Annotated in this window: 21 protein-coding genes, 8 tRNA genes and 1 rRNA gene (1 of these 30 running past the window's edge); 4 read left to right on the top strand and 26 right to left on the bottom strand. The window is 54.4% G+C overall.

The genetic code is table 11. The annotated features are described in order from the left end of the window. Positions 1-77 precede the first annotated feature (77 nt). A complete protein-coding gene (locus EHV15_RS09650; RefSeq protein WP_128631010.1) occupies positions 78-2,270 on the top strand; it encodes a tetratricopeptide repeat protein in 2,193 nt (730 codons plus the stop codon). 161 nt (positions 2,271-2,431) lie between these two features. Beyond that, entirely contained in the window at positions 2,432-2,821 is a 390-nt protein-coding gene (locus tag EHV15_RS09645; protein WP_128631009.1) for an iron chaperone, read from the top strand. Positions 2,822-3,104: 283 nt separating this feature from the next. Here EHV15_RS09645 and EHV15_RS09640 read toward each other — a convergent pair whose 3' ends face one another. From EHV15_RS09640 to EHV15_RS09590, 11 genes are all read right to left on the bottom strand, one after another. After that, the gene (locus tag EHV15_RS09640; RefSeq protein ID WP_128631008.1) at positions 3,105-4,049 is read right to left on the bottom strand and encodes a ribose-phosphate diphosphokinase; all 945 of its coding nucleotides are present in this window, start codon (positions 4,047-4,049) and stop codon (positions 3,105-3,107) included. 117 nt (positions 4,050-4,166) lie between these two features. Further along, a complete protein-coding gene (gene hisJ / locus EHV15_RS09635; RefSeq protein ID WP_128631007.1) occupies positions 4,167-4,991 on the bottom strand; it encodes a histidinol-phosphatase HisJ in 825 nt (274 codons plus the stop codon). Positions 4,992-5,011: 20 nt separating this feature from the next. Beyond that, positions 5,012-5,857: a phosphoribosyl-AMP cyclohydrolase gene (gene hisI / locus EHV15_RS09630; protein ID WP_128631006.1), complete on the bottom strand. Its 846-nt coding sequence runs from the start codon at positions 5,855-5,857 to the stop codon at positions 5,012-5,014. After that, a complete protein-coding gene (gene hisF, locus EHV15_RS09625; protein ID WP_128631005.1) occupies positions 5,854-6,612 on the bottom strand; it encodes an imidazole glycerol phosphate synthase subunit HisF in 759 nt (252 codons plus the stop codon). Before hisF ends, hisI begins: the two co-directional genes overlap by 4 nt. An 80-nt stretch (positions 6,613-6,692) precedes the next feature. Continuing rightward, positions 6,693-7,436 carry a 1-(5-phosphoribosyl)-5-[(5-phosphoribosylamino)methylideneamino]imidazole-4-carboxamide isomerase gene (hisA, locus tag EHV15_RS09620; protein ID WP_128631004.1) on the bottom strand — a complete coding sequence of 248 codons (744 nt, stop codon included), beginning with the start codon at positions 7,434-7,436 and terminating at the stop codon, positions 6,693-6,695. A 985-nt stretch (positions 7,437-8,421) separates the two neighbouring features. After that, positions 8,422-9,072: an imidazole glycerol phosphate synthase subunit HisH gene (hisH, locus tag EHV15_RS09615; RefSeq protein ID WP_128631003.1), complete on the bottom strand. Its 651-nt coding sequence runs from the start codon at positions 9,070-9,072 to the stop codon at positions 8,422-8,424. Between the two features lie 2 nt (positions 9,073-9,074). Further along, on the bottom strand, positions 9,075-9,686 hold the full coding sequence (gene hisB / locus EHV15_RS09610; RefSeq protein ID WP_128631002.1) for an imidazoleglycerol-phosphate dehydratase HisB: 612 nt from the start codon (positions 9,684-9,686) through the stop codon (positions 9,075-9,077). Then, on the bottom strand, positions 9,625-10,983 hold the full coding sequence (hisD, locus tag EHV15_RS09605; RefSeq protein WP_128631001.1) for a histidinol dehydrogenase: 1,359 nt from the start codon (positions 10,981-10,983) through the stop codon (positions 9,625-9,627). The genes hisB and hisD overlap by 62 nt, the downstream gene beginning before the upstream one ends. A 118-nt stretch (positions 10,984-11,101) precedes the next feature. Then, a complete protein-coding gene (gene hisG / locus EHV15_RS09600; RefSeq protein ID WP_128631000.1) occupies positions 11,102-11,743 on the bottom strand; it encodes an ATP phosphoribosyltransferase in 642 nt (213 codons plus the stop codon). 46 nt (positions 11,744-11,789) lie between these two features. After that, positions 11,790-12,995 (bottom strand): ATP phosphoribosyltransferase regulatory subunit, encoded by a 1,206-nt coding sequence (locus EHV15_RS09595; RefSeq protein WP_128630999.1) that lies wholly within the window; start codon positions 12,993-12,995, stop codon positions 11,790-11,792. Between the two features lie 202 nt (positions 12,996-13,197). Next, entirely contained in the window at positions 13,198-14,415 is a 1,218-nt protein-coding gene (locus EHV15_RS09590) for an acyltransferase (protein ID WP_128630998.1), read from the bottom strand. A 274-nt stretch (positions 14,416-14,689) separates the two neighbouring features. On the opposite strand from EHV15_RS09590, the gene EHV15_RS09585 reads away from it, so the two are divergent. Next, entirely contained in the window at positions 14,690-15,247 is a 558-nt protein-coding gene (locus EHV15_RS09585) for a sigma-70 family RNA polymerase sigma factor (protein ID WP_128630997.1), read from the top strand. Then, positions 15,207-16,259 carry a DUF4179 domain-containing protein gene (locus EHV15_RS09580; RefSeq protein ID WP_128630996.1) on the top strand — a complete coding sequence of 351 codons (1,053 nt, stop codon included), beginning with the start codon at positions 15,207-15,209 and terminating at the stop codon, positions 16,257-16,259. Before EHV15_RS09585 ends, EHV15_RS09580 begins: the two co-directional genes overlap by 41 nt. A 284-nt stretch (positions 16,260-16,543) precedes the next feature. Here EHV15_RS09580 and EHV15_RS09575 read toward each other — a convergent pair whose 3' ends face one another. From EHV15_RS09575 to EHV15_RS09505, 15 genes are all read right to left on the bottom strand, one after another. After that, the gene (locus EHV15_RS09575; RefSeq protein ID WP_128630995.1) at positions 16,544-17,056 is read right to left on the bottom strand and encodes an acyltransferase; all 513 of its coding nucleotides are present in this window, start codon (positions 17,054-17,056) and stop codon (positions 16,544-16,546) included. Next, complete coding sequence (gene ppaX / locus EHV15_RS09570; RefSeq protein WP_128630994.1) at positions 17,053-17,706, bottom strand: pyrophosphatase PpaX; 654 nt, start codon at positions 17,704-17,706, stop codon at positions 17,053-17,055. Before ppaX ends, EHV15_RS09575 begins: the two co-directional genes overlap by 4 nt. A gap of 7 nt (positions 17,707-17,713) precedes the next feature. Then, positions 17,714-18,742, bottom strand: coding sequence for a prolipoprotein diacylglyceryl transferase (gene lgt, locus EHV15_RS09565; protein WP_128630993.1), 1,029 nt, complete (start codon positions 18,740-18,742; stop codon positions 17,714-17,716). 11 nt (positions 18,743-18,753) lie between these two features. Beyond that, positions 18,754-19,695: an HPr(Ser) kinase/phosphatase gene (gene hprK / locus EHV15_RS09560; protein ID WP_128630992.1), complete on the bottom strand. Its 942-nt coding sequence runs from the start codon at positions 19,693-19,695 to the stop codon at positions 18,754-18,756. A gap of 287 nt (positions 19,696-19,982) precedes the next feature. Beyond that, on the bottom strand, positions 19,983-21,104 hold the full coding sequence (locus EHV15_RS09555; protein WP_128630991.1) for an ABC transporter ATP-binding protein: 1,122 nt from the start codon (positions 21,102-21,104) through the stop codon (positions 19,983-19,985). Between the two features lie 125 nt (positions 21,105-21,229). Then, entirely contained in the window at positions 21,230-22,330 is a 1,101-nt protein-coding gene (locus tag EHV15_RS09550; RefSeq protein ID WP_128630990.1) for a PucR family transcriptional regulator, read from the bottom strand. Between the two features lie 1,057 nt (positions 22,331-23,387). After that, positions 23,388-23,460 (bottom strand) — tRNA-Lys (locus EHV15_RS09545). 8 nt (positions 23,461-23,468) lie between these two features. Then, positions 23,469-23,554 (bottom strand) — tRNA-Tyr (locus EHV15_RS09540). Between the two features lie 55 nt (positions 23,555-23,609). Continuing rightward, positions 23,610-23,682, bottom strand: a tRNA-Phe gene (locus EHV15_RS09535). An 80-nt stretch (positions 23,683-23,762) separates the two neighbouring features. Beyond that, a tRNA-Asp gene (locus EHV15_RS09530) sits at positions 23,763-23,839 on the bottom strand. Positions 23,840-23,858: 19 nt separating this feature from the next. Continuing rightward, positions 23,859-23,934 (bottom strand) — tRNA-Thr (locus tag EHV15_RS09525). Positions 23,935-23,964: 30 nt separating this feature from the next. Next, a tRNA-Val gene (locus EHV15_RS09520) sits at positions 23,965-24,040 on the bottom strand. A 13-nt stretch (positions 24,041-24,053) separates the two neighbouring features. Beyond that, positions 24,054-24,130: transfer RNA gene (locus EHV15_RS09515), tRNA-Met, on the bottom strand. Between the two features lie 20 nt (positions 24,131-24,150). Next, positions 24,151-24,242: transfer RNA gene (locus EHV15_RS09510), tRNA-Ser, on the bottom strand. A 65-nt stretch (positions 24,243-24,307) separates the two neighbouring features. Further along, a 23S ribosomal RNA gene (locus EHV15_RS09505) occupies positions 24,308-24,877 on the bottom strand (it continues 2,362 nt past the right edge of the window).

Here is a 24,877-nt window from a genome sequence, read left to right as displayed (position 1 = left end):
CAAGAGGAAAATCGGAGAAAAACGCAGAATTAGTTGGCAGAGTTATTATTTACAATGAGGCAGAATGAGGGGATTTTTTGCGAAACAGAATCAGAGTTTTTGTAGTGGCTGCCGTATTGGCGGGCGGCGGCATGCTGGGCGGGTGCCTGGGTCAGGACAAACCGACCGTGCCTAGCGTTTTGGAGATGCAGATTTACAACAGCAACGAAGCGGGCTATGAGAAGATTGAAGAAGGCGCATACGAAGAAGCTTTGCCATTTTTGAACAAAGCCATTGAGTACGTCTATGAACTCGACCCGAGCCTTAAAGATCTGAAACAGGAGGTCAAGCGCTCGGAGCTAATCGACTCTCCCTTTAGCAATATAAGCTGGGCTTATTACGAACTCGGCGATTATGCCAAAGGGCTTGACTATATCGAGAAATCCCTGTTGATTCTCCCCAATACCGATGAGGAGTATGTCAACCAAGGCAACTTGCTGAGCGGTCTGCACCGGAATGAGGAAGCGCTGGCCAGTTACAAGCAGGCTATTGCGTTGAACAGCCAGAGCGCCAATGCCTATTACGGCCTGGGGCTGGTTTCCTACGAGGAAGGCGACTATGAGGAAGCGCTGGCGCAGTTCAAGAAATACCTGGATCTCGTGCCGTCCGATACCGACGCGGCGGAGATGGTCATCGACTCCCTTTTGGCGCTGGAGCGGGATGAGAAGGCGGTTAAGTTTGCCGATTCCTTTTTCAAGAAATATGAGGATAGTTATGACGGATACATGATCAAAGGATATATGCTGGAAGCAACCGCGGAGCACGATGAAATCGAGCAGTTCTACAAACAGGCCGGGGAGAAATTCCCCGATCTTCCGGAAGCTCAACTGAAGCTGGGCGAGCTGTATTACGGTAACGGCGATTACGATTCGGCGGCGGACCATTTTAACCGGCTGCTGAATAAGTTCCCGGACGAACCCGAAGTATACACGTGGCTGATCTGGACTGCCAGCGCTCAGGGGGATCTGGACCAAGCCGAGACGGTGTACGCGAAAAGCCCGGACATGCCGGAAATCCATAATGCCATGGGCAATGCCTATCTGGATCAAGGGTTATACATAGAATCGGTACCGTATTTCGAACGGGCGATCAAGCTGGCTCCGGCCGCCGAAACCGGTTATATCTACAAGCTCAAAGCCCTGGATTGGGGTAAAAGATACTATCAGTGCGTCGAGTTCGGCCAAAAGCTTGACGACCTGGCGTTCGCCGACCCTGATATTCCGTGGTACATCGGGCAATGCCAGCTTGAGCTGGAAAATGATGAGGAGGCTATTCCTTATTTCGAACAAGCGGTGAGCCTCAATCCCGAAGATTATGAATCGTTGTCGCAGATCGCATACGCTTATTTACTGCTCGGGGACGATGCGAAGGCCAAGGAGTACAGCGACCGGGCGTTGAAAATCTATGACGAAGACTCGACAGCTCTGTATGTGCAAAGTTCGCTTGAAGAGAATCGGGAGCCGCTGGGCGAGCGGATCCGCCAGTTTTTCCTGGACAACTACCTGTACCGGAACAATGGCGATCAATTGGAGCGGGCCTTGGAGAAGCTGAAACAACCCGGCCTGTCCATTGAACAGATCGGACGGGTGATTAACAACGCCAAGCTGGCGGACGACAGGTTTACCTTTGCGATCTACGGGGACGCGTACGACCAAATGACGGCGGCACAGGACGAAACTATCACTTATAAAGAAAAGGAAAATCAGTACTACTTCGCCTTCGACAGCTTTACGGGGACAACCGATGATCAATTCATTCGGCTCCTGGACCGGATTCCGAATCCCGGCGACAAGACGTTGGTCATCGATCTGCGCGGCAACGGCGGCGGTCTGTCCTATAGCGCCAACGCCATGCTGGACGTGTTGCTGCCCGATTTGGTGACCAGCACGATCATTTATCAGGACGGCTACACCAGCAGCTATTACTCCGACGCGTCCCATACCGAATTCAAGAAAATCTACATTTTCGTCGACGAAAATACGGCCAGCGCCGCCGAGCTTTTGACCCTGGGGCTCAAAACGTACCTGAACAACGTCACGGTCGTCGGCCGCGATACCTTCGGCAAAGGCGTGGGCCAGGTCGTTTTTGAAGACAAGCGAAACCGCATCATGGTCTACGTCGTAAACCACTATTGGAACGTCAAACAGAACAATATCATGAACGCGCACATCAAACCGGACATTTACGTGAAGGGCAATAAACTGGACGACTTTATGCGGGCGGTGAAGTAGCCGGCCGGAGAGTAGGGGGCGATTATCGATGACTTTTGTCTGGGAAAATACGATCATCAGCCTGCTGTTTATCATATTGCTGATGATTGTGGTGTGGATGGCGGTCAGGTCGATTAAGAAGAAAAAATAACCCCCCGGAAAGGGGCGCCTAAGGAGGACCTATGGAAGGAAACAAGCCGATATTTGCCACATTCGATGAATATATCGCCCAATTTCCGCCGGACGTTAGCGGCAAGCTGCAGCAGATCCGCAGTACGATCCAGGCAGCCGCGCCGGACGCCGTCGAGAAAATCAGCTACCAAATGCCCACCTTTACGCTGGCCGGCAAAAACCTGGTGCATTTTGCCGCTTTTAAAAACCATATCGGTTTTTACCCGACCCCCAGCGGGATTGAGGAATTCCGGGAGGAGCTGTCCTTGTACAAAAACGCTAAAGGTTCCGTGCAATTCCCCTTGGACGAGCCGCTGCCGCTGGAGCTGATCGGCCGGATCGCCCGTTTCCGGGCCGCCGAAAATATCGAACAGGCCGCGGCCAAACAGAAGAAACGGTAGGGAGTTCGCCAATAAGCCGACGGTGCTTTTGGTGAAAATTATAAGGGCAAAACATGGCGTTATTCCGGCGATATCCGTCCATTTGAGAGAAATAGGGGTAATTTATGTCGTTATTTTCTCGAACCGCAAGAAAATGCCCCCGTCCTGGACCATTCCTGGGAGAATAAGGGCAAAAAATACCGCTAATGAGATGAGCATGCCAAGGCACCGGTAAATAAGTACATAAAGTACCGCTATTTTGAAGGTCGGCGGTTCGTCGTTCCGGTTTTACGCTTTTTCTTAGTCAAATCCCGCGATCTTTAAACAAAGCGGCGATAGACCCGCCCTCCAGAATAAAATGGATGGCCTTCGCCAGCATCGGCGCAACGGAGAGCACCTTAAAGTGGGGAAGATGCTCCGGCTGGGCGATCGAATCGGTCACCACGACCTCGCGGATGCTCTCGTGCTGCAGCTTTTGCAGCGCCTCGCCGGAAAACAATCCGTGCGTGGCGCACACGTAAGCGTCCTCCGCCCCCCGCTCCTTCAGTCCTTCCACGACGTTGACGATGGTCGACCCGGTGTCGATCAAATCTTCGATAATGATCGGGGTATGTCCCGCCACGTCGCCAATCACATGCGTGATGACCGACTGGTTATGGGCTGGACGTTTTTTGATCATGATCGCAAACGGGGAATCGAGCCCGTTCGCCAGCTTTTCGGCCATCGAAGCCCGGCCGGCGTCGGGCGAAACGATGACCGGGCGCTGAATATTCCGGGATTTCAAATATTCGGTCATCAAATCGAGCGCGGTGAGATGATCAACCGGGATGTTGAAAAAGCCCTGGATCGCCGGGGCGTGCAAGTCGATCGTGACCACCCGGCTGGCCCCCGCCGTGGTCAGCACATCGGCTACCAGCTTGGCCGAGATCGGTTCCCGGGGCGCCGACTTACGCTCCTGGCGGGCGTAGCCGTAATACGGCAGAATCACATTGACCGTCCGGGCGGAAGCCCGCTTGGCCGCATCGATCATCACCAGCAGCTCCACGAACAGCTCGTTGATCGGGTGGGACAACGCCTGAACCAGAAACACGTCGGAATTGCGGATGCTTTCCTCATAATGGACGTAGATTTCCCCGCTTTTGAACCGCGAAAGTTTGATTTTCCCCGGCTCCACGCCGAGCCGCCCGCAAATGTCCGCCACCAGCTTCGGATTGGACGAACCGGAAAAAATTCGCATTTTGCCTTCCATAACATCCTCCCGGAATATCGATAAATTAGGCTGAAGCGCCCGAGCTTCTGATTCCTATAGTGTTCCATTTTCGCGGCATACATGCCTAATACCTGCTCCGGTTGGCTTTGGGCCCTACTAAGGCTGAAGCGGCACCATCGTTCTTTGGCGCCCCGCAAACGTCGCCAGCTCGCGAACCCCCAGACGGTACAAAGTCGCCCGCGCCGTATCCAGATGTTCGCCCAGCTTCATCGGATCATGGGCATCCGAGCCCAATGTCAGCGGAATCCCCAGCCCGATCGCCGTTTGCAAAATCCGCTCGCTCGGGAACATTTCCGCGCAAGGCTTGGACAACCCGGAGGCGTTCAGCTCCATGGCCACCCCGGCTTCCGCCACGGTGGTCAGCGCCTGACGCTCCAGCCGCACATTTTCCGCCTGCAATGCGGGCTCCGGTTTATATCCAAACCTCTTGATCACGTCCAAATGGCCCATAATATCGTAAAAGCCCGTTTTGGCCGCCTTGGTTACGGCATCGTAATACCGCTCATAAACCGCGAAAACGTCCTGGCCTTCCCAATGGTGCACCTGACGGAAATCGGAAACATCCCATTCCCCGAGAAAATGCACCGAACCGATCACATAATCCCATGGATAACCGCGAACGATGCTTTCGATACGTTCCTCCCAGCCCTCGATGTAATCGGCCTCCAGGCCGACCCTCACCTCGATTTGGCCGCGGTATTTCTCCTTCAGCGCCAAAGCTTCCTCCACGTAACGCGGCAGTTCGTCCTGCGGCATAGCCATCTCCGGATAATATTCGGCCGGATCGACATGCAGCAGCGGCATATGATCCGATACGCCGATCTGGGACAAGCCGATTTCAATCCCCCGCCGAATGTATTCCTCCAGCTTGCCGACGGCGTGGCCGCAGCGTTCATGATGCGTATGGTAATCGATCAGCATTTTAAGGCCTTCCTCCCCGCTTAATCGCGGCGCGGACGCTCATGGCGCCGCTCCAGCTCCCGCATGATTTCGTCCAGCGGCAAGCCCCGCTCGCGCAGCAGCACGAGCAGGTGGTAAATCAAATCGCTCACCTCGTACCGCAGCTCGTCATTGTCCCCGTTTTTCGCCGCGATGATCGATTCGGCCGTTTCCTCGCCGACCTTTTTAAGGATTTTGTCGAGCCCTTTCTCGAACAAATAAGTCGTGTACGCCCCTTCCGGCCGCTGCTCGTAACGCTCAGCAATCAACTGCTCCAGCTCGGCGAGCACCGTGAACCGGCCAGCGCCGGTTGGGTTTGCCGCCAGACCGTCCCCAGCGCCGGTAGAGCCGTCCGCGGAGCCCGCTCCCGAAGCCGCTGCTCCAGTCACCGCTGATATTGTTGCACCCTCTGCTGTCCCGACTCCTGCCGTTGACGCCACTACTCCTCCTGCTGTCCCCGCTCCTGCCGCTGCTCCCCCCGCATCCGCCGTCGCCGCCGTACGGTAAAAGCAAGTATTTTCACCGGTATGGCAGGCTGGACCGTTCGCGTGAACTTCCACCAGCAGCGTATCGCCATCGCAGTCGTAGCGAAGCGCGGCAATCCGCTGCGTGTTGCCTGAAGTGGCGCCTTTGTTCCACAGCTCCCGGCGGGACCGGCTCCAAAACCAGGTTTGCCCCGTCTCCAGCGATTTGCGCAGCGACTCGCGGTTCATATACGCCAGCATCAGCACCTCTTTGCCGGCCGTATCCTGCACGATTGCCGGTACGAGCCCTTGGCCGTCCCATTTGATCGTTTCCTCCAGCTCTTCGATCGAATACGTATATTGCAACGGTTGATTTTCCGTCATCGTATCTCCACCCCTTTGGCTTTCAGATCTTGTTTCAGATCCGGAACCGCAATTTCTTTATAGTGAAAAACCGTCGCCGCCAGCGCCGCGTCCGCCTGCCCTTCGGTGAACACCTCGTAAAAATCGCCGATATCCCCAGCCCCGCCCGAAGCGATCACCGGAATGCCCACCGCACCGCCAACCGCCCGGGTCAGCGGCAGATCAAATCCGTCCTTGGTGCCGTCGGCATCCATGCTGGTCAGCAAAATCTCCCCCGCGCCCAGCTTCTCGGCTTCCCGCACCCAAGCGAGCGCCCGGATGCCGGTCGCCTTGCGGCCGCCATGGGTATACACTTCCCATTCGCCCCACTCGGGATTATATTTGGCGTCCACGGCCACCACGATGCACTGCGAGCCGAAACGGCGCGCGCCGTCCGCGATGAGCTGCGGGTTCAGCACCGCCGCCGTGTTGATCCCGATCTTGTCGGCCCCGGCCCGCAGCATGCGCTTCATATCGTCCACCTGGGAAATCCCCCCGCCTACCGTAAACGGAATGGCGATTTCCCCGGCCGTTTGCTTTACGACCTCAACCATCGTGGCCCGCCCTTCATGCGAGGCGGAAATGTCCAAAAATACAAGCTCATCCGCTCCCTCGCGGTCATACAGCGCCGCCAGTTCCACAGGATCTCCAGCATCGCGGAGGTTCACAAAATTGACGCCTTTGACGACCCGGCCGTCTTTGACGTCAAGACAGGGGATAATTCGCTTTGCGAGCATGGTGGTTCGACTTCCTTTCTATTTCAACTTGAATCCCACTTGGAACTTGGATCGGATGGCCTTGAGAACCCGGCCTCACTCTACTTCAAAGCTTGAATCGCGGCAATCGCCTGCGCCAGCTCGATGTTGCCGGTATACAGCGCTTTGCCGACGATCGCGCCGCCTACGCCCTCGTTCGCATGCGCGGCCAGGCGGAGCAGATCGTCCTGCACCGTGACACCGCCGGAAGCGATCACCGTTTTGCCGGAAGCTTTGGCCAGCGACAAAATCGCTTCAACATTAGGCCCCTGCATCATCCCGTCGCGGGAAATATCGGTAAAAATAAACGTCTCCGCCCCTTTGCCCGCCAGCTCTTTTGCCAGCATTTCGGCCTGCACCTCCGACGTTTCCAGCCAGCCGCGCGTCGCCACCAGCCCGTTCCGGGCGTCGATGCCGATCGCCGCTTTGTCCCCGTAGGTGCCCAGCACCGCTTCCGTAAAAGCGCGGTCCTCGATCGCCGCCGTGCCGAGAATAACCCGGCTGACGCCCAGCGCCAGCAGCCGTTTCACGTCCTCCAGCGTGCGCAGCCCGCCGCCTACCTGCACGGGCACCTGCACACTGCGGGCGATCTCGCCGATCAGCTCGTCATTGACGGGATGGCCGGCCTTGGCCCCGTCCAAATCGACCACATGGATAAACGCCCCGCCCTGGGCTTCCCAGGACTTGGCCACCTCCACCGGATTAGCGTTATATACGGTTTCCCGGTCGTAATCGCCCTGCACGAGACGGACGCACTGGCCGCCCCGAATGTCGATTGCCGGATATATAGTAAATGATGATGACATCGGATTTAGTTCCTCCCGCCGCAAATAAATTTCCTTGAAAAATAAAGGTAATTTATGGCGCTATATTGGCACTTTTCCGAGACTGGCCCGAAATAGCGGACATTTTTGTCGTTATTTTCTCAAACGGGAGCGATTGGGGGGGCCTTTTGGAGCGCTCTCGTGAAAATAAGACCATTTTTTACCGCTATTTACGGCCAGGCCGGAAATCGAGCCCATATAAGGCCAAAAATTACCGCTACTGAGCCAGCAGCGATCCACTAGCGCTGCATTAACTCTTACACAAGGACAACTTGTTGCCCTGATACGTACTTTCCGGATTTCGCCAAAGCTCAGGTTTTCGAGCCGATACTATAGACTATCACCCACGCCCGCCGGAAATAACGGTTGTAGCAGCTGCTATTTTACGAAAAAAGACCTTTTCCAAACTCTAACGGTTGTGAGCAGCGTTATTTGCCTTAATCTAGTTAAAATAGCCGGATTTCAGCGAAATAAGCGCCATGGCAACCGTTAGAGTTTGAAATCAACGTTTTTGGAGCAAATAGCGGTTGTGGCAACCGTTAGAATCGTCTTGTGCAACGTTACTGCCAGCGCACAAGACGTGCTCCTGCCCCGCCACCACCTACCGCTCGCACACCGCTGCCGCAAGCTACCTGTGCCGCCGCCTTACGGCCGTGCGACCGCCGGCTTTCGCGCCGCCGCTGCCTACGCTAGCCGCCCGCCCGGGCCGTCTCCTCCAGCCTTCGCCGCGGCCTACCGCCGCAGGCTGCCCGTGCTTGCCGCCTTACAGCCGTGCGACCGCCGGCTTTCGCGCCGCCGCTGCCTACGCTAGCCACCCGCCCGGGCCGTCTCCGCCAGCCTTCGCCGCGGCCTACCGCCACAGGCTGCCCGTGCTTGCCGCCTTACGGCCGTGCGACCACCGGCTTTCGCGCCGCCGCTGCCTACGCTCACCGCCCGCCCGGGCCGCTCCGCCAGCCTTCGCCGCGGCCTACCGCCGCAAGCTGCCCGCCCCGCTGCCGGCACGGCGCTCCACGAGCGCCAGAAAATTCCGCAGCAGCGCCATCCCAAGCTGGCCGCTTTTCTCGGGATGGAACTGCATCCCGTACACGTTGCCGCGGCCGACGATCGCCGTGACCGGGTGGCCGTAGTCCGTGACCGCCAGCAGGTCCTCCCGCCGCCCGGGCAGCACATGGTAGGAGTGCACGAAGTACACGTGCCCCTCCTCCAGCCCGGCGAGCAGCGGGTTTTCCGGCTGTAAGAATTCCAGCCGGTTCCAGCCCATGTGCGGCACCTTCAACCCCGCGCCGCCCGCAAAGCGCACCGCCCTGCCCGGCAACAAGCCAAGGCCCTCGTTCCTTCCATGCTCTTCGCTCTCGTCGAAGAGCAGCTGCATCCCGAGGCAGATGCCAAGCAGCGGTTTGCCGCTCCCCGCCGCCTGCCGCACCACGGCGTCCAGGCCCGACGCGCGCAGATGCTCCATCGCGTCCCCGAAAGCGCCGACGCCCGGCAGCAGCACACCGTCCGCCGCCAAAACCCGCGCCTCGTCCCCGGTGACGATCCCCTCGTAGCCGAGGCGCTCCACCGCTTTGCCCACGCTGTGCAGATTGCCCATGCCGTAATCGACGATCGCGAGCTTCATTGCTACAGCACTCCCTTCGTCGACGGCACCCCGCTGACACGCGGATCGATGCCCGTCGCCTCGTCCAGCGCCCGGCCGAGCGCTTTAAACACCGCTTCGATCATATGATGCGTATTTTGCCCATAATGGACAATAACGTGCAGCGTGATCCGCGCTTCCAGCGCCAACTTCCACAAAAACTCGTGCACCAGCTGCACCTCAAAGCTGCCGACCCGGTCCGACGGATACTCCGCACGGTACTCAAAATGCGGACGGTTGCTGACGTCGATCACGACCTGGGCGAGCGCTTCATCCATCGGAATAAAAACGCTGGCATAACGTTTGATGCCTTTTTTGTCGCCGAGCGCTTCCCGGATCACCTGACCCAGGCAAATGCCGATATCCTCGACCGTATGGTGGTCGTCGATCTCGATGTCGCCGTTAGCCCGTACCGCCAGATCGAATTGGCCATGCTTTGTGAACAAATCCAGCATGTGGTTCAGAAACGGCACATCCGTCTCCAAACGGGTCTGACCGCTGCCGTCCAGGGCAAATTCCAACTGAATGTCCGTTTCATTCGTTTTCCGGCTCACCCCGGATTTCCGTACCGTTCCCGCTTCTTTGTTTGCCGCCATCTTGATTCCCCGCCTTTCCTTCCTTATTCAGCCGGATTTCAATCGCCCGGGCATGGCCTTCCAGCCCTTCCCGGCGCGCCAGCTCCATGATCGTCGCCCCGCTCTCCAGGAGCGCTTCCTTGCTGTAGTAAATCAAACTCGATTTCTTGATAAAATCGTCCACATCGACCGGCGAAGAAAACCTTGCCGTCCCGTTCGTCGGAATGATATGGTTCGGACCGGCGTAATAATCGCCCACCGGCTCCGAGCTATATGGGCCGAGAAAAATCGCCCCGGCGTTTTCGACCAGGCCGAGATAATTCATCGGATTCTCCACGATCAGTTCAAAATGCTCCGGCGCCAGCCGGTTGATCGCGCGAATGCCTTCCTCAACCGAGTCGACGAGGATGATCGCTCCGTACCGTTCAATCGCCGCTCCGGCAATGTCCCGCCGCGGCAATTCCGCAAGCTGCCGCGCGATCTCCGCTTGGCACGCCTGCGCAAACCCCTCCGACGGCGTCACCAGGATCGCCGACGCCATTTCGTCGTGTTCGGCCTGGGACAGCAGATCCGCCGCCACATAGGCGGGATCGGCGCTGTCGTCGGCCAGCACGGCGATTTCGCTCGGACCGGCGATGCTGTCGATATCGACGGCGCCGTACACTTCGCGTTTGGCAAGCGCGACGTAGATGTTGCCCGGCCCGCAGATTTTATCGACGGGCGCGATCGTGTCCGTGCCGTAAGCGAGCGAGGCGATCGCTTGCGCCCCCCCGACCCGGTAAATTTCGTTTACGCCGGCCTCCGCGGCGGCTACGAGAATGTACGGGTCGATGCCCGCTTTGCCGCCCGTCGCCGGCGGCGTCACCATCACGATCTCCGGCACGCCGGCTACCTGCGCCGGGATGACGTTCATCAGCACGGAGGAAGGATATGCCGCTTTCCCGCCGGGAACGTATACACCAACCCGCTTTAAGGGGCGGATAATCTGTCCCAGCAAGCTTCCGTCCGGCTGCAGATCCATCCACGAATTGCGCTTCTGCCGGACGTGAAAACGGCGGATGTTGTCCGCCGCCGCCGCGATCGCCTGAACGAACGACGGCTCCACGGCCTCGTACGCCGCCTTCAGCTCCTCCTGCGTCACCCGCAGCGAAGCGGCGTCAAGCTTCATACCGTCGAACCGCTCCGTAAACGCCAGCAAAGCCGCGTCCCCCTGCTCTTTGACCGCTTTGACGATCGAGCGCACCGTTTCGTTTTGCTCCGGCGATCCGTATTCGACTTCCCGCCGCAAATCAAACTCTCGCGCCGACACTATTTTCATTCGCCATTCCCCCCGCCTCGTTCATCCTTCTATTAATATTGGCCCCTCTTGCCTAATTCCCGTTCTTAAGCTTTAGCTCGACTTATTTCGCTTTTCATAACTTTCGCAGCCTCGCGGCTTACGCCCTTACCTGTTCCCGTACGATCACCTTGGCCAGCGCATCGCATACCGCCTGGATTTCCGCGTTTTTCATCCGGTAGCTCACCCGGTTGGCGATCAGGCGGCTGGTGATGTCAAATATCCGTTCAAGCTCGACCAGCCCGTTTTCCTTTAACGTCTGTCCCGTCTCCACCATATCGACAATGCGGTCGGCGAGGCCGATTAGCGGCGCCAGCTCGATCGAGCCGTTCAGTTTAATGACCTCCACCTGCTGACCATGCTCCCGGAAAAACTGCGACGCCACGTTCGGATACTTCGTCGCCACTCTTTGCTGAATGCCGGGCTTCCAGTCGGGCAGCGCGATCACCGACATGCGGCAGCGGGCGATTCCAAGATCGAGCAGTTCGTATACATCCCGGTTTTCCTCCATCAGCACGTCTTTGCCGACGATGCCGATATCGGTCACCCCATACTCCACATAAGTCGGGACGTCCACCGGCTTCGCCAAAATAAATTCCATCCCGATCTCCGGCAGCGGAATGACCAGCTTACGCGTCTCGTCGACGTCGTGCGGGATATCGATCCCCGCTTCGCGGAACAGGGCCGCCGCCTTTTTATAAATACGCCCCTTGGGCATCGCTACTTTGATAATTTGTCCCAAGTCCATGGCCCTCCTTTCTTGCCTTTGCTCGCGAAGAAAAGTCCGTTCAAAAGCTCGTGATCGTGCGGACTTCGCCGTACAACGGGCCAAGCGGCCCCGTACGGGCGCGCTCCGCCTGATCGTCCCCCGGCAACAGCTCATCCGGCCCGCCCACATGCCGCATCAGCACATTGCGCCCTTCCTGGCGCAGCCGCTCCGCTTCGGCAAAAGCCCGCTTCCGGTTCGGCGCATCGTATTGCAGCAAGATCGGCAGCTCCCGCTCGGCCGAAATCCCATCGACACCGTCCAAAATCCGGTTCGTTTTCAGCGAGAAGCCCGTCGCCGGAGCCGGACGCCCAAACTGCTGCAGCAAATTGTCGTACCGCCCGCCGTTGCATACCGGGAACCCCAGCTCGGCGGCATACCCTTCAAACGTCATGCCCGTATAATACGAAAAATCCCCGATCATCGTCAGATCGATCATCACATGTTCGGCCACGCCGAAATCCTCCAGCGCATCCCAAACGCGGCTAAGATGCTCTACCGCCGCCTGGGCGGTCGGATTTTCGCTCAGCTCCAGCGCCTGGCCGCAAATCTCCTTGCTCCCCCGCAGGCGTAAAATCCCTTCCAGCACGGCATGCTGCCGCTCCTCCAAAGCAAGCTCGGCGAGCGTTTCGCGGTAGCCGACGAAATCGCGGTGCAGCAGCCCGTCTTTGAGCGCATCGCGGATGTCCTCTCGTCCGGGCACCGCTTCCTCCAGCAGCCCGTTCAGAAAACCGACATGCCCCAAAGCGATTTTAAACGATCTGACCCCGGCCGCCTGTAATGAAGCCACCGCCAGCGCGACCACCTCCGCGTCCGCGTCGGGCGAGTCGTCGCCGACAAGCTCCACGCCGGTTTGATAAAACTCGGCTTCCTTCCCCGCCTCTTCTTCGATCGCCCGGAATACGTTCGCATGGTAAGACAATCTTAAAGGAAGCGGCTCTTCCTTGAGCAGCGAAGCAACGACCCGAGCGATCGGAGCCGTCATATCCGAACGAAGAACCATCGTCGTTCCCCGGTTATTCAACAGTTTAAACAGCTTCTGATCCGATGTCGAACTGGCCACGCCCACCGTATCGTAATATTCCATCGTCGGCGTCATGATTTGCCGGTATCCCCAGCCCTCCATGCAGTCGAGGACGCGCCGCTCGATCGCCCGCAGCTTATCCACGGCGAAAGGCAGATAATCCCGGACGCCGGCGGGCTTCTCAAATCCTTTTGGTTTAGACAACCCCTTCACCTCACCCGTTCACAACTCGCTTTATTATATTAAAGTGCTAACAAATTAAAGTGTTTGATCTATATTATCATATTTTTTTTGAAACCGTCAATGCGCCGCGGCCAATTTCAAAGCATAACGTCCATCTCTTCATTATTCCCGAATCCGGACAAAAAGAAAGCCCGGCCATCCCGGGCCGGGTCTTTGAAGCGTATCACATATTCGCGTTAACCGACGGAGTTTGGCCGCCGTCAGGCTGTTTCGGCAGTTTCTTTTTGCGCAAGGAAGCGGGGACGTTCCCCAGGAACACCCAGGCAAAAGGCAATCTGCGGAAGCAAAATTGCACGAAAACCCAAGAGATAAACAAGGCGCACAAGGACCCGCCGATGATGTACGGCAAGTAGAGCGGCGAATCTCCGGGCAGATTTTTATTCGTGCGGAATACCCGGTATACGAGCAAAACGGCCGGATGGAACAAATAGATGGCAAACGACAGCTCGCCCAATCGGGTCAGCGCTTTTATCCAAAACGCCGAACCCTTGCGGTGAATGAAAAAGGCCGCCCTCATCAGCACCATCGCCGAGAACATGGCCTGCACATTCCAGGCCAGTTCGAACCAAAACGTGTTGGGCCTGCTTAGTCCCAGTCGGTAGGTATGCCACAGCTGGATATGGGAAAACGCGACCGCCAGCCATCCGAGCCACACCGCGGCCGTTAATATCCGCTGCGTTTTGGCCATATCCCGCCAGTCGGTCTGCAGCCAACCCTTGATCCGGTCAAAGCAGATGGCGACCACGGCCCCCATAAAGTAATACGCCATATAGGTCGGAGCGTAACTTCCCTTATTCGGCAAATGAAGCTGGTATTTGTTCAAGAACACGAAACCCCATTGGATGGCCAGTCCCGCCGGCAAAATCAGCCCGATCAGCACCTTGTTGTTGCGGAACGACTTGAACAGCCAGAGCAGGAGCGGGAACAGGATATAAAACTGGATGCTGATAAATACGAAATACAAATGGGTGTACGACGTACCCGTTAACAATCCCTTGATCAGTTTTTGCAATTCATACATTTTCGAGTTGTTGATAAGATCATGACGCTGGATTGCCACCACCAAAAAATAACAACAGGAAACCAAAATGTACGGCAGGATAATATTAAGCAGCCGCTTCTTGTAAAACCCTCCGATCAGCTCCTTATTGAGCGGCCGGTCATAGTAATTATAGAAAAGAACGAAGCTGCTCAAAAATATAAACGTTGGGGTACCAAACTTAAAAAAGATGTTCATCCAACTATAAAAATAATAGATGGGTGAATTCAGAGCTTGCTCCGCAGCCGCAAATGAAGAAGCATGCACCTGAATGACGGCAAAGATGGCAATTGCGCGAAATATGTCGAGCTGTGGCAATCGCTCCTTGACCACTTTGTTCACTAGATCAACTCCTAATCGTTATGTAAAAAATACGTTTACCCATGAAATTAGACGCTCATTTGCATGAAAAGGTTACATTCGCCGCCTTATTTACTATACTCGCATCTCCTTGTGTTTTCAAAACCTCTTTTCAAATTGACAAACTTTTTCCTTTACTTAAGCCTTTACTTAAAACCGTTTCCTTCCTTACGGCGTCTTTATATTGAGCGTTGAATTACCCGGCCGGGATTGCATCGGCGCTCCATGAATTAGTAGAAAGGGAAGGAGCCCGCTTGTGGAAGAGAGAGAATGGGCCGCCGCTGCCTGCAAGGGGGATGAACAAGCCTTTTGCCGGTTGATCGCCGCGCATCAGCGAAAGCTTTACGGCATCGCGTACAGCTATTTACGCAGCGAGCCGGACGCGCTCGAGGCGATCCAGGAGACCGTGTGCAAGGCTTGGGTGAAATGCCGGCGTTTAAAGGATCCGGGCGCTTTTATCCCCTGGCTGATCCGCATTCTAATCCATTGCTGCATCGACGAGCTGAAAAGACGGAAACGGGTTCTTCCGTTCGTTTCGGCTTCGCTGCAGGGAAACGGAGAGATGGTCAGCGTATACAAACTCGATTTGGATTCGGCGCTGGACCGGCTGAAACCGAAGTACCGCCATGTGATCACCTTGAAATATTACCAGGACATGACGTTAGCGGAAATTGCGCGGGTGCTGGACTGCCCGGAAGGCACCGTCAAATCGTGGCTTCATCAGGGGCTTAAGCAGCTTCGCCGCCACATGAGCATAGGAGGTGAGTTGTATTATGGTCGAAACGAGGGAAAATCAGCTGGTCCGTTATTTTGACGGCGCCCGTCAGGCGGAGCAGCAAATATCCGAAGGCGCACTGGCATCCGCTATTGGGGCCGGGCTTGCGCGCGGCAAGAATGCTCGCCGCAAGCGGGCGGTGCAGCGCGGGGCGGTAGCGGCCGGTCTGTTGGCTTGCTGCCTGCTGATTGCAGCCGTTTGGCCGGTCTGGACCATGCCCGGTACATCTACCGTCATGAGCAGCCCACCCGGAATTCCCGGCTATGTCTTAAGCCAAATGACGACCCCGATGGAGCAGGCCGCGGACCAAGGCTTGTATCAGCCAATCAATAAGTCGGCGGAAGTCGAGGGCTATAAGGTTACCGTGGACGGGGTGTTGGCGGACAACGAGACGATGATCGTATTTTACACTTTGGAAAATTTATCAGGTTCGGACCAGTCCAAAGATATGTATATCGATTTTTTTGATACGGATGGGAATCTCCTGATTGTGCCTGATATTTGGAACGAAAGTAATTCTTCCGTAAATAATACGGAACGAATTAAACACGGCTTTATTAGACTAACCTTTTCAGACACTACGCCTGGGCATATCATTTTCGCGGCTGGCACAGAATTTATTTATAAGGATGAATCCAGCGTTAAAATTCCCATCGAATTGGATACCCGCCGATACGCCGGTTTGGAACGAACCATCCCTGTGAATCAATCCGCGAAGATCGGCGGACGGCATATTACCATCGGCGACGTGATCCTTCGGCCCTTAAGCACAACCATCCGGTTTGATCCGAAAGTAACCGTCAGCATTTATGAGCCAGCGAATATGCAAGCCAAGCTTTACTTGGGGGAAAAACGGGAGAAGCAGTTCCGATATTACATCAAATCGAGAACCGCAATTTACAGTGAAGGTCAAAATGAAGCCGATACTTTATTATCAGCCATCGTATTTGACAGTCTTTATTACGAGGATTGGAACGAAGTCACCCTGCAAGTTGACGGCTGGGGGACAAGCGACAATCAACCCCAGGAATTCAAAATTAAATTAAAATAACGGAAGTCGCCGCCCTTTAGCGAGGCTGTCGTTGTAACGGTTGCTATAGAGCTTATTTTGCCCTATTTCTATGGATTCGGGCCTTTTTCACCCCAATAAGCGCACCTGCAACCGTTAGAAATTGAATCCCCGTCTTTTCAGCTAAATAAGCGTGATTACAACCGTTAGCGAAAGACTGGAGAGCCGGGTGTGCCGAGCGCCGATTTCCACGAAAAAAAGCCGCCTCAAGACAGATTGTTATCTGACCTTGAGGCGGCTTTTTTCGATCTGGATTTACTTGAGTATTACTTCCCCTCAGGGTCCGCTCCCTCCGGGCTTTTCCGCTCCAGCAGCCGCAACGGATTTCCGCCAACAAAAGCGCCCGCGGGCACATCCTTATGTACCACCGACCCGGCGGCGACCACCGCGCCGTCCCCGATCGTCACGCCCGGCAAAATCGTGCAATTAGCCCCGATCAGCACCTCGTCGCCAATATGCACTTCGCCTAGCCGATACTCTTTAATCAAGTACTCGTGCGCCAGAAGGGTCGTATTGTAGCCGATGACCGAATTCCGTCCGATCTTAATCAATTCCGGAAAAAACACATCCACCATCACCATCAGGCCAAAAGCGGTGTGCTCTCCGACCTTCATGCCGAGAATGCGGCGATAAATTGCATTTTTTAAGGATAGTACCGGACAATAACGCGCAAATTGGATAAAAATAAAATTCCGCACGCCCTTCCACGGACTTACCGTCCGGTACAGTTGCCACAATGCGTTTGGTCCTTCGACCGGATGACGCTTCACCTTTCTCACTGGTTCACGGGCTCCCAACCTAATACACCGTACAAATCGGTCATGTCTTTCAGGATATAATCAGGCTCGTGTTTTTGCAGCTCCTCCACGCCTTTAAGCGACCAAGCCACACCTGCCGAAAGAACCCCGGCGGCATGCGCGCACTGCAGATCGGCCGCGCTGTCCCCGACCATTAATGTCCGTTCCGGATTGGCCTTAAGCTTCTCCAGCGCCGTCAAAATCGGCTCGGGATGAGGCTTCGGATGCTGGACATCCTCCACCGTCACAATCGCTTTCATGTACTTAAGCAGCCCGAACCGTTCCAAGGCGAGCATGGCTGTCTCCCTTATCTTCGTCGTCACCACGCCAAGCGTAATCCCTTGCGCATGGAGCTTACCGATCACTTCCTGGACATACGGAAACTCCCCGACCAGTTCGTCGTGACGCTCCCGGTTGTATTTCCGGTAATCGGCGACCAGGTCCGCAACCTCTTCCCGGCCCGAGAAAACTTGCAGCTGGTGCTCAAGCGTCAGCCCCATGTACGGGATGATTTCCTCCCGGGTGTGAGGACGCAACTGATTTTTCTGAATGACATGCAGAAAAGTCGTAATGATCAATTCATTCGTATCAATAATCGTTCCATCGAGGTCAAATAGCACCGTGTCGATCATGCAGCAGCTACTCCTTTTTCTCTTCTGGGCTGTCCGTCAGTTCCTTCGTTTTATCGGAAATAGACTCGGCTTGTTCCGGTTCGTCCGACTCCACCTCCGACAATTTTTCCGCTGCGGCCGCTTTGGTCGAAACGATCGGATCGCTGTAATGCGGCAAATCCCGTACGGTTCGGCGGCGGACAATCATAAACGCTACGGCGGCCACCACAATAAGCAGGGCAAGCAGCTGCGATATTCTCACGTTGCCGTAAGAAGGAGCAAGATACCCTTGTTCAAAGCCGAGCCAGGTCATCGGCGCCCACAGACCATTAACGAACGCAGCCAGCCAAGCCGCACCTTGAAACGCCAAGCTGTCCGTACGCAATGCTTCGATGAAGAAGCGGCCGATGGAATACCAGATAAAGTAGGAAGCAAACAGCTCCCCGGCCCGCAAAAATTTCTGTCTGCGCAAAATCAGCAGCAAAACAAGGCCCGCCAAGTTCCACAACGATTCATATAAAAATGTGGGATGATGATAGGTCCCGGCCACATTCATCTGATTGACGATAAAGGACGGCAGGTTCAGATGGTCGAGCAAAAAGCTTTCCGTCGTCGGTCCGCCATAGGCTTCCTGGTTCACAAAGTTGCCCCAGCGTCCAATCATTTGTCCGATGATCAGGGAAGGCGCGCAAATGTCGGCGATCCGCCAAAAGTTGTACCCGCGGCGCCGCACGAAGATGACCGCGCATATTATGGCGCCGATCAGTGCACCGTAGATGGCGATGCCGCCGTTCCAGATTTTAAAAATATCCCACAGGTTGTCCTTATAGTCTTCCCATTTAAACGCGACAAAATAAATTCTCGCGCCGATAATGGCCGAAGGTACGCCAAGGAGCAGCAAGTCCATAAAAAATTCCTGGGGAATACCGAAGCGTTTCCCCTCGCGGAGCGCCAGCAGAAGTCCAACCAATGCGGCGCTCCCCAAAATCAGGCCATACCAATGCACATTCAAAGCACCGATAGAAAAAGCTATCGGGTCCAATAACAAGGTACCCATCGTTCACGCTCCTAATCCAAATCGTCGATATCTTCGGCTATCGTCTCCGTAAGCTTCGTCGTAAATTGCAGCGCCGCGTTATACCCCATCCGTTTGAGGCGGAAGTTCATTGCGGCAACCTCAAGGATCACGGCGAGGTTCCGTCCGGGACGCACTGGAATCGTAGCCAGCGGCACATCGGTGTCGATGATGCGCGTCGTTTCCTCATCCAGTCCCAGCCGGTCATACTGTTTCTCCTGCTGCCAGGCCTCCAGCTTAACGACCAGCTGTATCCGTTTGTTGTTGCGGATCGCCCCGGCGCCAAACAACGTCATAACGTTAATGATCCCGACCCCGCGGATTTCCAGCAGATGCCTGATCAGTTCAGGCGCCGAACCGTGCAGCTGATTGTCGGACGTTTGGCGGATTTCCACGGCATCGTCGGCAATCAGACGGTGGCCGCGCTTCACCAATTCCAGCGCCGTTTCGCTTTTCCCGATGCCGCTGCTGCCGGTAATGAGCATACCGACCCCGTACACATCGACAAGCACTCCGTGAATCGTTGCCGTAGGCGCCAACTTCCGCTCCAGGAAGCTGGTAATCCGGCTTGACAGGATCGTTGTCGCCATACTGCTTCGCAGCACGGGGATTTGCTTAATCGAGCTGATTTGGATGAGCTCCTCCGGCACTTCCCAGGAGCGGGTGACGATGATGCAAGGCGTCTCATCGCTGCTGCACAATCGTTCCATCCGTTCCTTTCGTTCGTTCGCCGGAAGCATTTCGTAGAAAGCCAATTCCGTCTTCCCCAAAATCTGCACCCGCTCCGGCGGATGATATTCAAAATAGCCGGCCATTTCCAAGCCTGGGCGATACAGATCATCCACCGTAATCGCCCGTTTTAATCCCTGCTCTCCGGAAACAACCTCGAGCCCGAATTGGTTGACCAATTCCGACACCTTTACTTTTTTAACCATGTTGTTCTTCCTTTCCCCTGCACGCGGTCCAAACTAAACAGTCTGTCCTAGTCTTCAGTACCAATATCCAGTGTAAAACAACACAAATTCACCATAGGCTTAGATCTTCCAATGTATTCATCGTAATGGAAATTGCAACGTAAATCAATCTTCGCGGCAATATCCCATTGTTAGATCATCGTCATTCGTTCTCCGCGCGCTATTTCTGCCGGCCCAACAACAACATTTTCCCGATAACAGCAAAAAAACCGCCCCGAAGGACGGTTTCTTCTTAGTTGTCTAACGAATTAGCCGAAAAATACGTTGCGTTCCGTTTCTTTGTCAAAGATATGAATTTTGTTCATATCGATGGCCAGTTTCACGTTGTCGCCTTCACGTGTATTGGAGCGGCCGTCCACGCGAGCGATCAAAGTGTCGCTGCCTGCGCCGTTCAGGTACAATTGCATTTCGTGACCCAGGTTTTCCGTCAGGTACACGTTTGCGGTGAAAGCCGTTTGCGGAGAAGCTTCCAGGAATACCGGCTCTTCATGAATATCTTCCGGACGGATCCCCATGATCACGTCTTTGCCGATATAGCCTTTATCTTTCAGAATGGTAGCTTTGCCTTGAGGCACAACGACATCCAGATTAGTCGATCTGAATCGAACGGCGCCGGCTTCTTCCACCAAATTACCGTTTACGAAGTTCATCGTAGGCGAACCGATAAATCCGGCCACGAAAATGTTCCCTGGCTGGTTGTACAGCTCTTCCGGAGAAGCGGCTTGTTGGATGATACCGTCATGCATAACAACAATCCGGTCGCCCATCGTCATAGCTTCAATTTGGTCATGTGTTACGTAGATGCAAGTCGTTTCCAGACGTTTAACGAGCTTCGTGATTTCGGCGCGCATTTGACCGCGCAGTTTAGCGTCCAAGTTGGAAAGCGGTTCGTCCATCAAGAACACTTGAGGATCGCGGACGATGGCGCGGCCCAAGGCAACCCGTTGACGTTGACCACCTGACAGAGCCTTCGGTTTGCGGTCCAGCAAATGCTCGATATCGAGGATTTTTGCCGCTTCGCGAACGCGGCGGTCGATTTCGTCTTTCTTCACTTTACGCAGTTTCAAACCAAACGCCATGTTTTGATACACGTTCATGTGCGGATACAAAGCGTAGGATTGGAACACCATCGCGATGTCGCGGTCTTTCGGAGCTACGTCGTTCACGACGCGGTCACCGATGTACAATTTGCCGTCGGTAATTTCTTCAAGGCCAGCGATCATCCGAAGGGTCGTGGATTTACCGCAACCGGACGGTCCGACCAGCACGAGGAATTCTTTATCTTTAATGTCGAGGTTGATGTCTGCTACTGTTGCCTTGTCGGCACCCGGATATTTCTTGAAAATGTGTTCTAAACGTACGCCTGCCATGGATTTTGGCCTCCCGTTAAATGAATTTAGTATGATGCTATCAGCTTCATGTAATCGGATACATTTTATATTTATATCTTAATCGATAGGAGGCGGCCCATCCATCCACAAACTGCACAAAAAAACTAGCGGGTTTTCGTCACTTTATACAATAAGAGCTCCAGCTTCACCAAAACGGCGTCGTGAAATGTCCTGACATCCAGTCCCGTTTCCTGCTTGAATTTATCGATCCGGTACAGCAGCGTGTTTCGGTGAATATATAAACGCTTCGCGGTTTCGCTGACGTTGCAGTCCAGTTCAAAAAAAGTTTCCAGCGTCGTCAGCGTCTCCTCATCTTCGAATACTTTGGCGTGATCCCCGGTTTCTTCGATAAAATGCAGTCTCTCATTTTCCGGAATGCTGTACACCAGCTGCTCCAGCTTTAACTCCCACGGCAGGTGAATTTTATTCGCAACATTAAAAATGCGGCCCAGGGTCATAGTCTGGCGCAGCGCCAATGCAGCCGACGTCAGTTCCCTTTCTTCCACCAACGCGTTGCCTACAGCGATATGTATTCCGCCGACCCATTCATTCGTAATAAGTTCGTACAGTCCCTGACATAACGCTCCGAGCATATCCCTTTCCGTCTCGGCGGCCTCTTCGCTTTCTTCGCGCAGATTCGCCAAAAGTTCTTCCCCAAGCAGGATCAGCCATTCCTCTTTAAGCGGAACTAACACAATATCCCCGCCAAAATAACTGCGCAGCAGTTTATGGAGTTTTGCAAACGATACTGTCTGCCCCTGGCCTGCATGGTCCCAACTTAACAGAAAGGGAAGCATGTGTCCTTTTAACCGGGACTTGATCGGGAATGCGGCCGGAACGGAAAGGTTGACTTCATGACGGCTCATACGTTCGAGCAACCATTCTCCAAGCTGGATACTCCGGGATTCATCATCCTGTTTTAAAGGGAAGGTTTGAGACCGCTGATCGCGCGCCGCGGATAACAACAACTGAATCAGCAGCGCTTCCGCATCCGTCACTTGTCCCACATCCGTCTCCAACACCTGAACGGCGTCCGCCTTCGTGTTCCAAAGCCAGACAACCCGGCCATCCTTGCGTACGGGCCCGTTTCCCGCAATGCCGCTGGCTTCTACGGACTCGCGCCAAACTTGAACATCCCAAGTTGACTCTGTAATTGAAGTGCCGATGATACCCTCCACTTGCTGCTTCAGCTTTTTGATCTCCATGATTACGCCTTTCCCATCTTTCCATTTTAGCGTTCGCCATTTTATTTTATCATAACCGGGCTTTTAACCATAAATTTGAACGCTCTGATTGGAAATATCCAATTGATTTGAAAATTCATTGGGATGCAGCAGCTTGATTGGATATTTCCAATAAAGTTTCAAAATTACGTTCGACATCGGTCAATCTAATGGATTTTTCCAATTAAAGGGGCAGCGATGATCCAACTCATTATACAATAAGAAAAGTGGCTATCCTGGATCTGGAGTTAATACTGGATTGTAGGAGGAAGCTATCCCCGGTGAGAAAGTTATTCCCGGTTTTCGAGGCGACTTCGTGGATCATCTTCAGCAAGCCGTTGTAGCAAAGCGATCGCCCCACTCGAGCGTACCTGCTCCCTACTCCAACTTTCTTGAGATCTATTGTTGAATGGAATAGTTGCAAAATATACAGTTACTTATCCGGAAATGCGGCCACTGCGCTTGATTAAGTGTAAAACCTGCAGTTACTCCGCTATCTTTCGAAGAATGAGGCAAAGAAACGAGGAAATAGATGTATGAAATGCAATTAAACGAATGATTGGTTAAATGGATATAAAGTTAGTTGTATGATTTGCAATTCATGGTCAGAAGTGGGGCCGATCAAGCACATTTTTGCCCGCCATCCGACCAGCCCACAAGGCAAAATAAATGGATCAAAACCGAAAGCGTCCATCCCGGTCTACTCGTTCAGGGCTTGGCAGAGGCTGAACAAAACTATTCGGAGTACGTGAGGCGGCTAACGGACCCCATTGACCTTATTTGGCCTTATTAGGCATATATTTAGCTTTCGGACAAATAAGGGCGCTCCGGTCCCTTAGCAAGCCCTGGATGAAGTCCCCCGTTCCATAACCGACCATCAAACACCGATTTTTAGGTTGAGCCAAATAAATAGGCTAAGATTTTCTTCGTACTCCGTCTGTACAGCAACAGCGGTTAAGCCTATTTTGGCTTTGCGAAAGTTTTATTATAAATTCTATAAACTAAAAAAGCCGCCAACCCAAAGGTCAACGACTTTTGATGAGCCATGAAGGACTCGAACCTTCGACACCCTGATTAAAAGTCAGGTGCTCTACCAACTGAGCTAATGGCTCATAAAAACTGGTGGAGGCTGATGGATTCGAACCACCGAACTCGTCAGAGAACAGATTTACAGTCTGCTGCGTTTGGCCACTTCGCTAAGCCTCCATGTGATATATGCTGCCCTTCTTGACCGGTTACGATCCAAAAGGGGGCATAAAAGTGGCTCGGGACGGAATCGAACCGCCGACACGAGGATTTTCAGTCCTCTGCTCTACCGACTGAGCTACCGAGCCGTATGTAATTTGGTCAAAAAAATAAAGCGGTTAAGTTGGTAACTTTCCCACTTCATTGTGGAAATATTCAATAATGTAAATGGCGGAGCCGACGGGATTCGAACCCGCGGTCTCCTGCGTGACAGGCAGGCATGTTAGGCCTCTACACCACGGCTCCGCAGTAAGAAGGTACTTCATGGTGCCGGCGAGAGGACTTGAACCCCCAACCTACTGATTACAAGTCAGTTGCTCTACCAATTGAGCTACACCGGCACAGTGCAAAAGAATAATATGAATAGTTCATGGTGGAGGCTGAGGGGATCGAACCCCCGACCCTCTGCTTGTAAGGCAGATGCTCTCCCAGCTGAGCTAAGCCTCCAAATCAAAATTGTTGGTAGCGGCGGAGGGGATCGAACCCCCGACCTCACGGGTATGAACCGTACGCTCTAGCCAGCTGAGCTACGCCGCCATATAATAAACTTGTACAAATGGCGGAGAGAGAGGGATTCGAACCCTCGCACCGCTTACGCAGTCTAACCCCTTAGCAGAGGGTCCCCTTATAGCCACTTGGGTATCTCTCCAAGCCATAAATTCAAGGTTAATCCTTGAAAACTGGATACGAAACAAATTTGCCTTTTAGATGAATTTGGATAAGCCCTCGACCGATTAGTACCTGTCAGCTCCATACATTGCTGCACTTCCACCTCAGGCCTATCAACCTCGTCGTCTTCAAGGGGTCTTACTAATTGGGAAATCTCATCTTGAGGGGGGCTTCACGCTTAGATGCTTTCAGCGCTTATCCCGTCCGCACTTAGCTACCCAGCTGTGCTCCTGGCGGAACAACTGGTACACCAGCGGTGCGTCCATCCCGGTCCTCTCGTACTAAGGACAGCTCCTCTCAAATTTCCTACGCCCACGACAGATAGGGACCGAACTGTCTCACGACGTTCTGAACCCAGCTCGCGTACCGCTTTAATGGGCGAACAGCCCAACCCTTGGGACCTACTTCAGCCCCAGGATGCGATGAGCCGACATCGAGGTGCCAAACCTCCCCGTCGATGTGGACTCTTGGGGGAGATAAGCCTGTTATCCCCAGGGTAGCTTTTATCCGTTGAGCGATGGCCCTTCCATGCGGTACCACCGGATCACTAAGCCCGACTTTCGTCCCTGCTCGACTTGTCAGTCTCGCAGTCAAGCTCCCTTTTGCCTTTGCACT

The organism is Paenibacillus oralis, from assembly GCF_003863965.1.
In the GTDB taxonomy this organism is placed as follows: Bacteria; Bacillota; Bacilli; order Paenibacillales; family Paenibacillaceae; genus Fontibacillus; species Fontibacillus oralis.
Note: the sequence above shows the minus strand (reverse complement) of the source record. Positions and strands in the feature narration are given on the sequence as shown.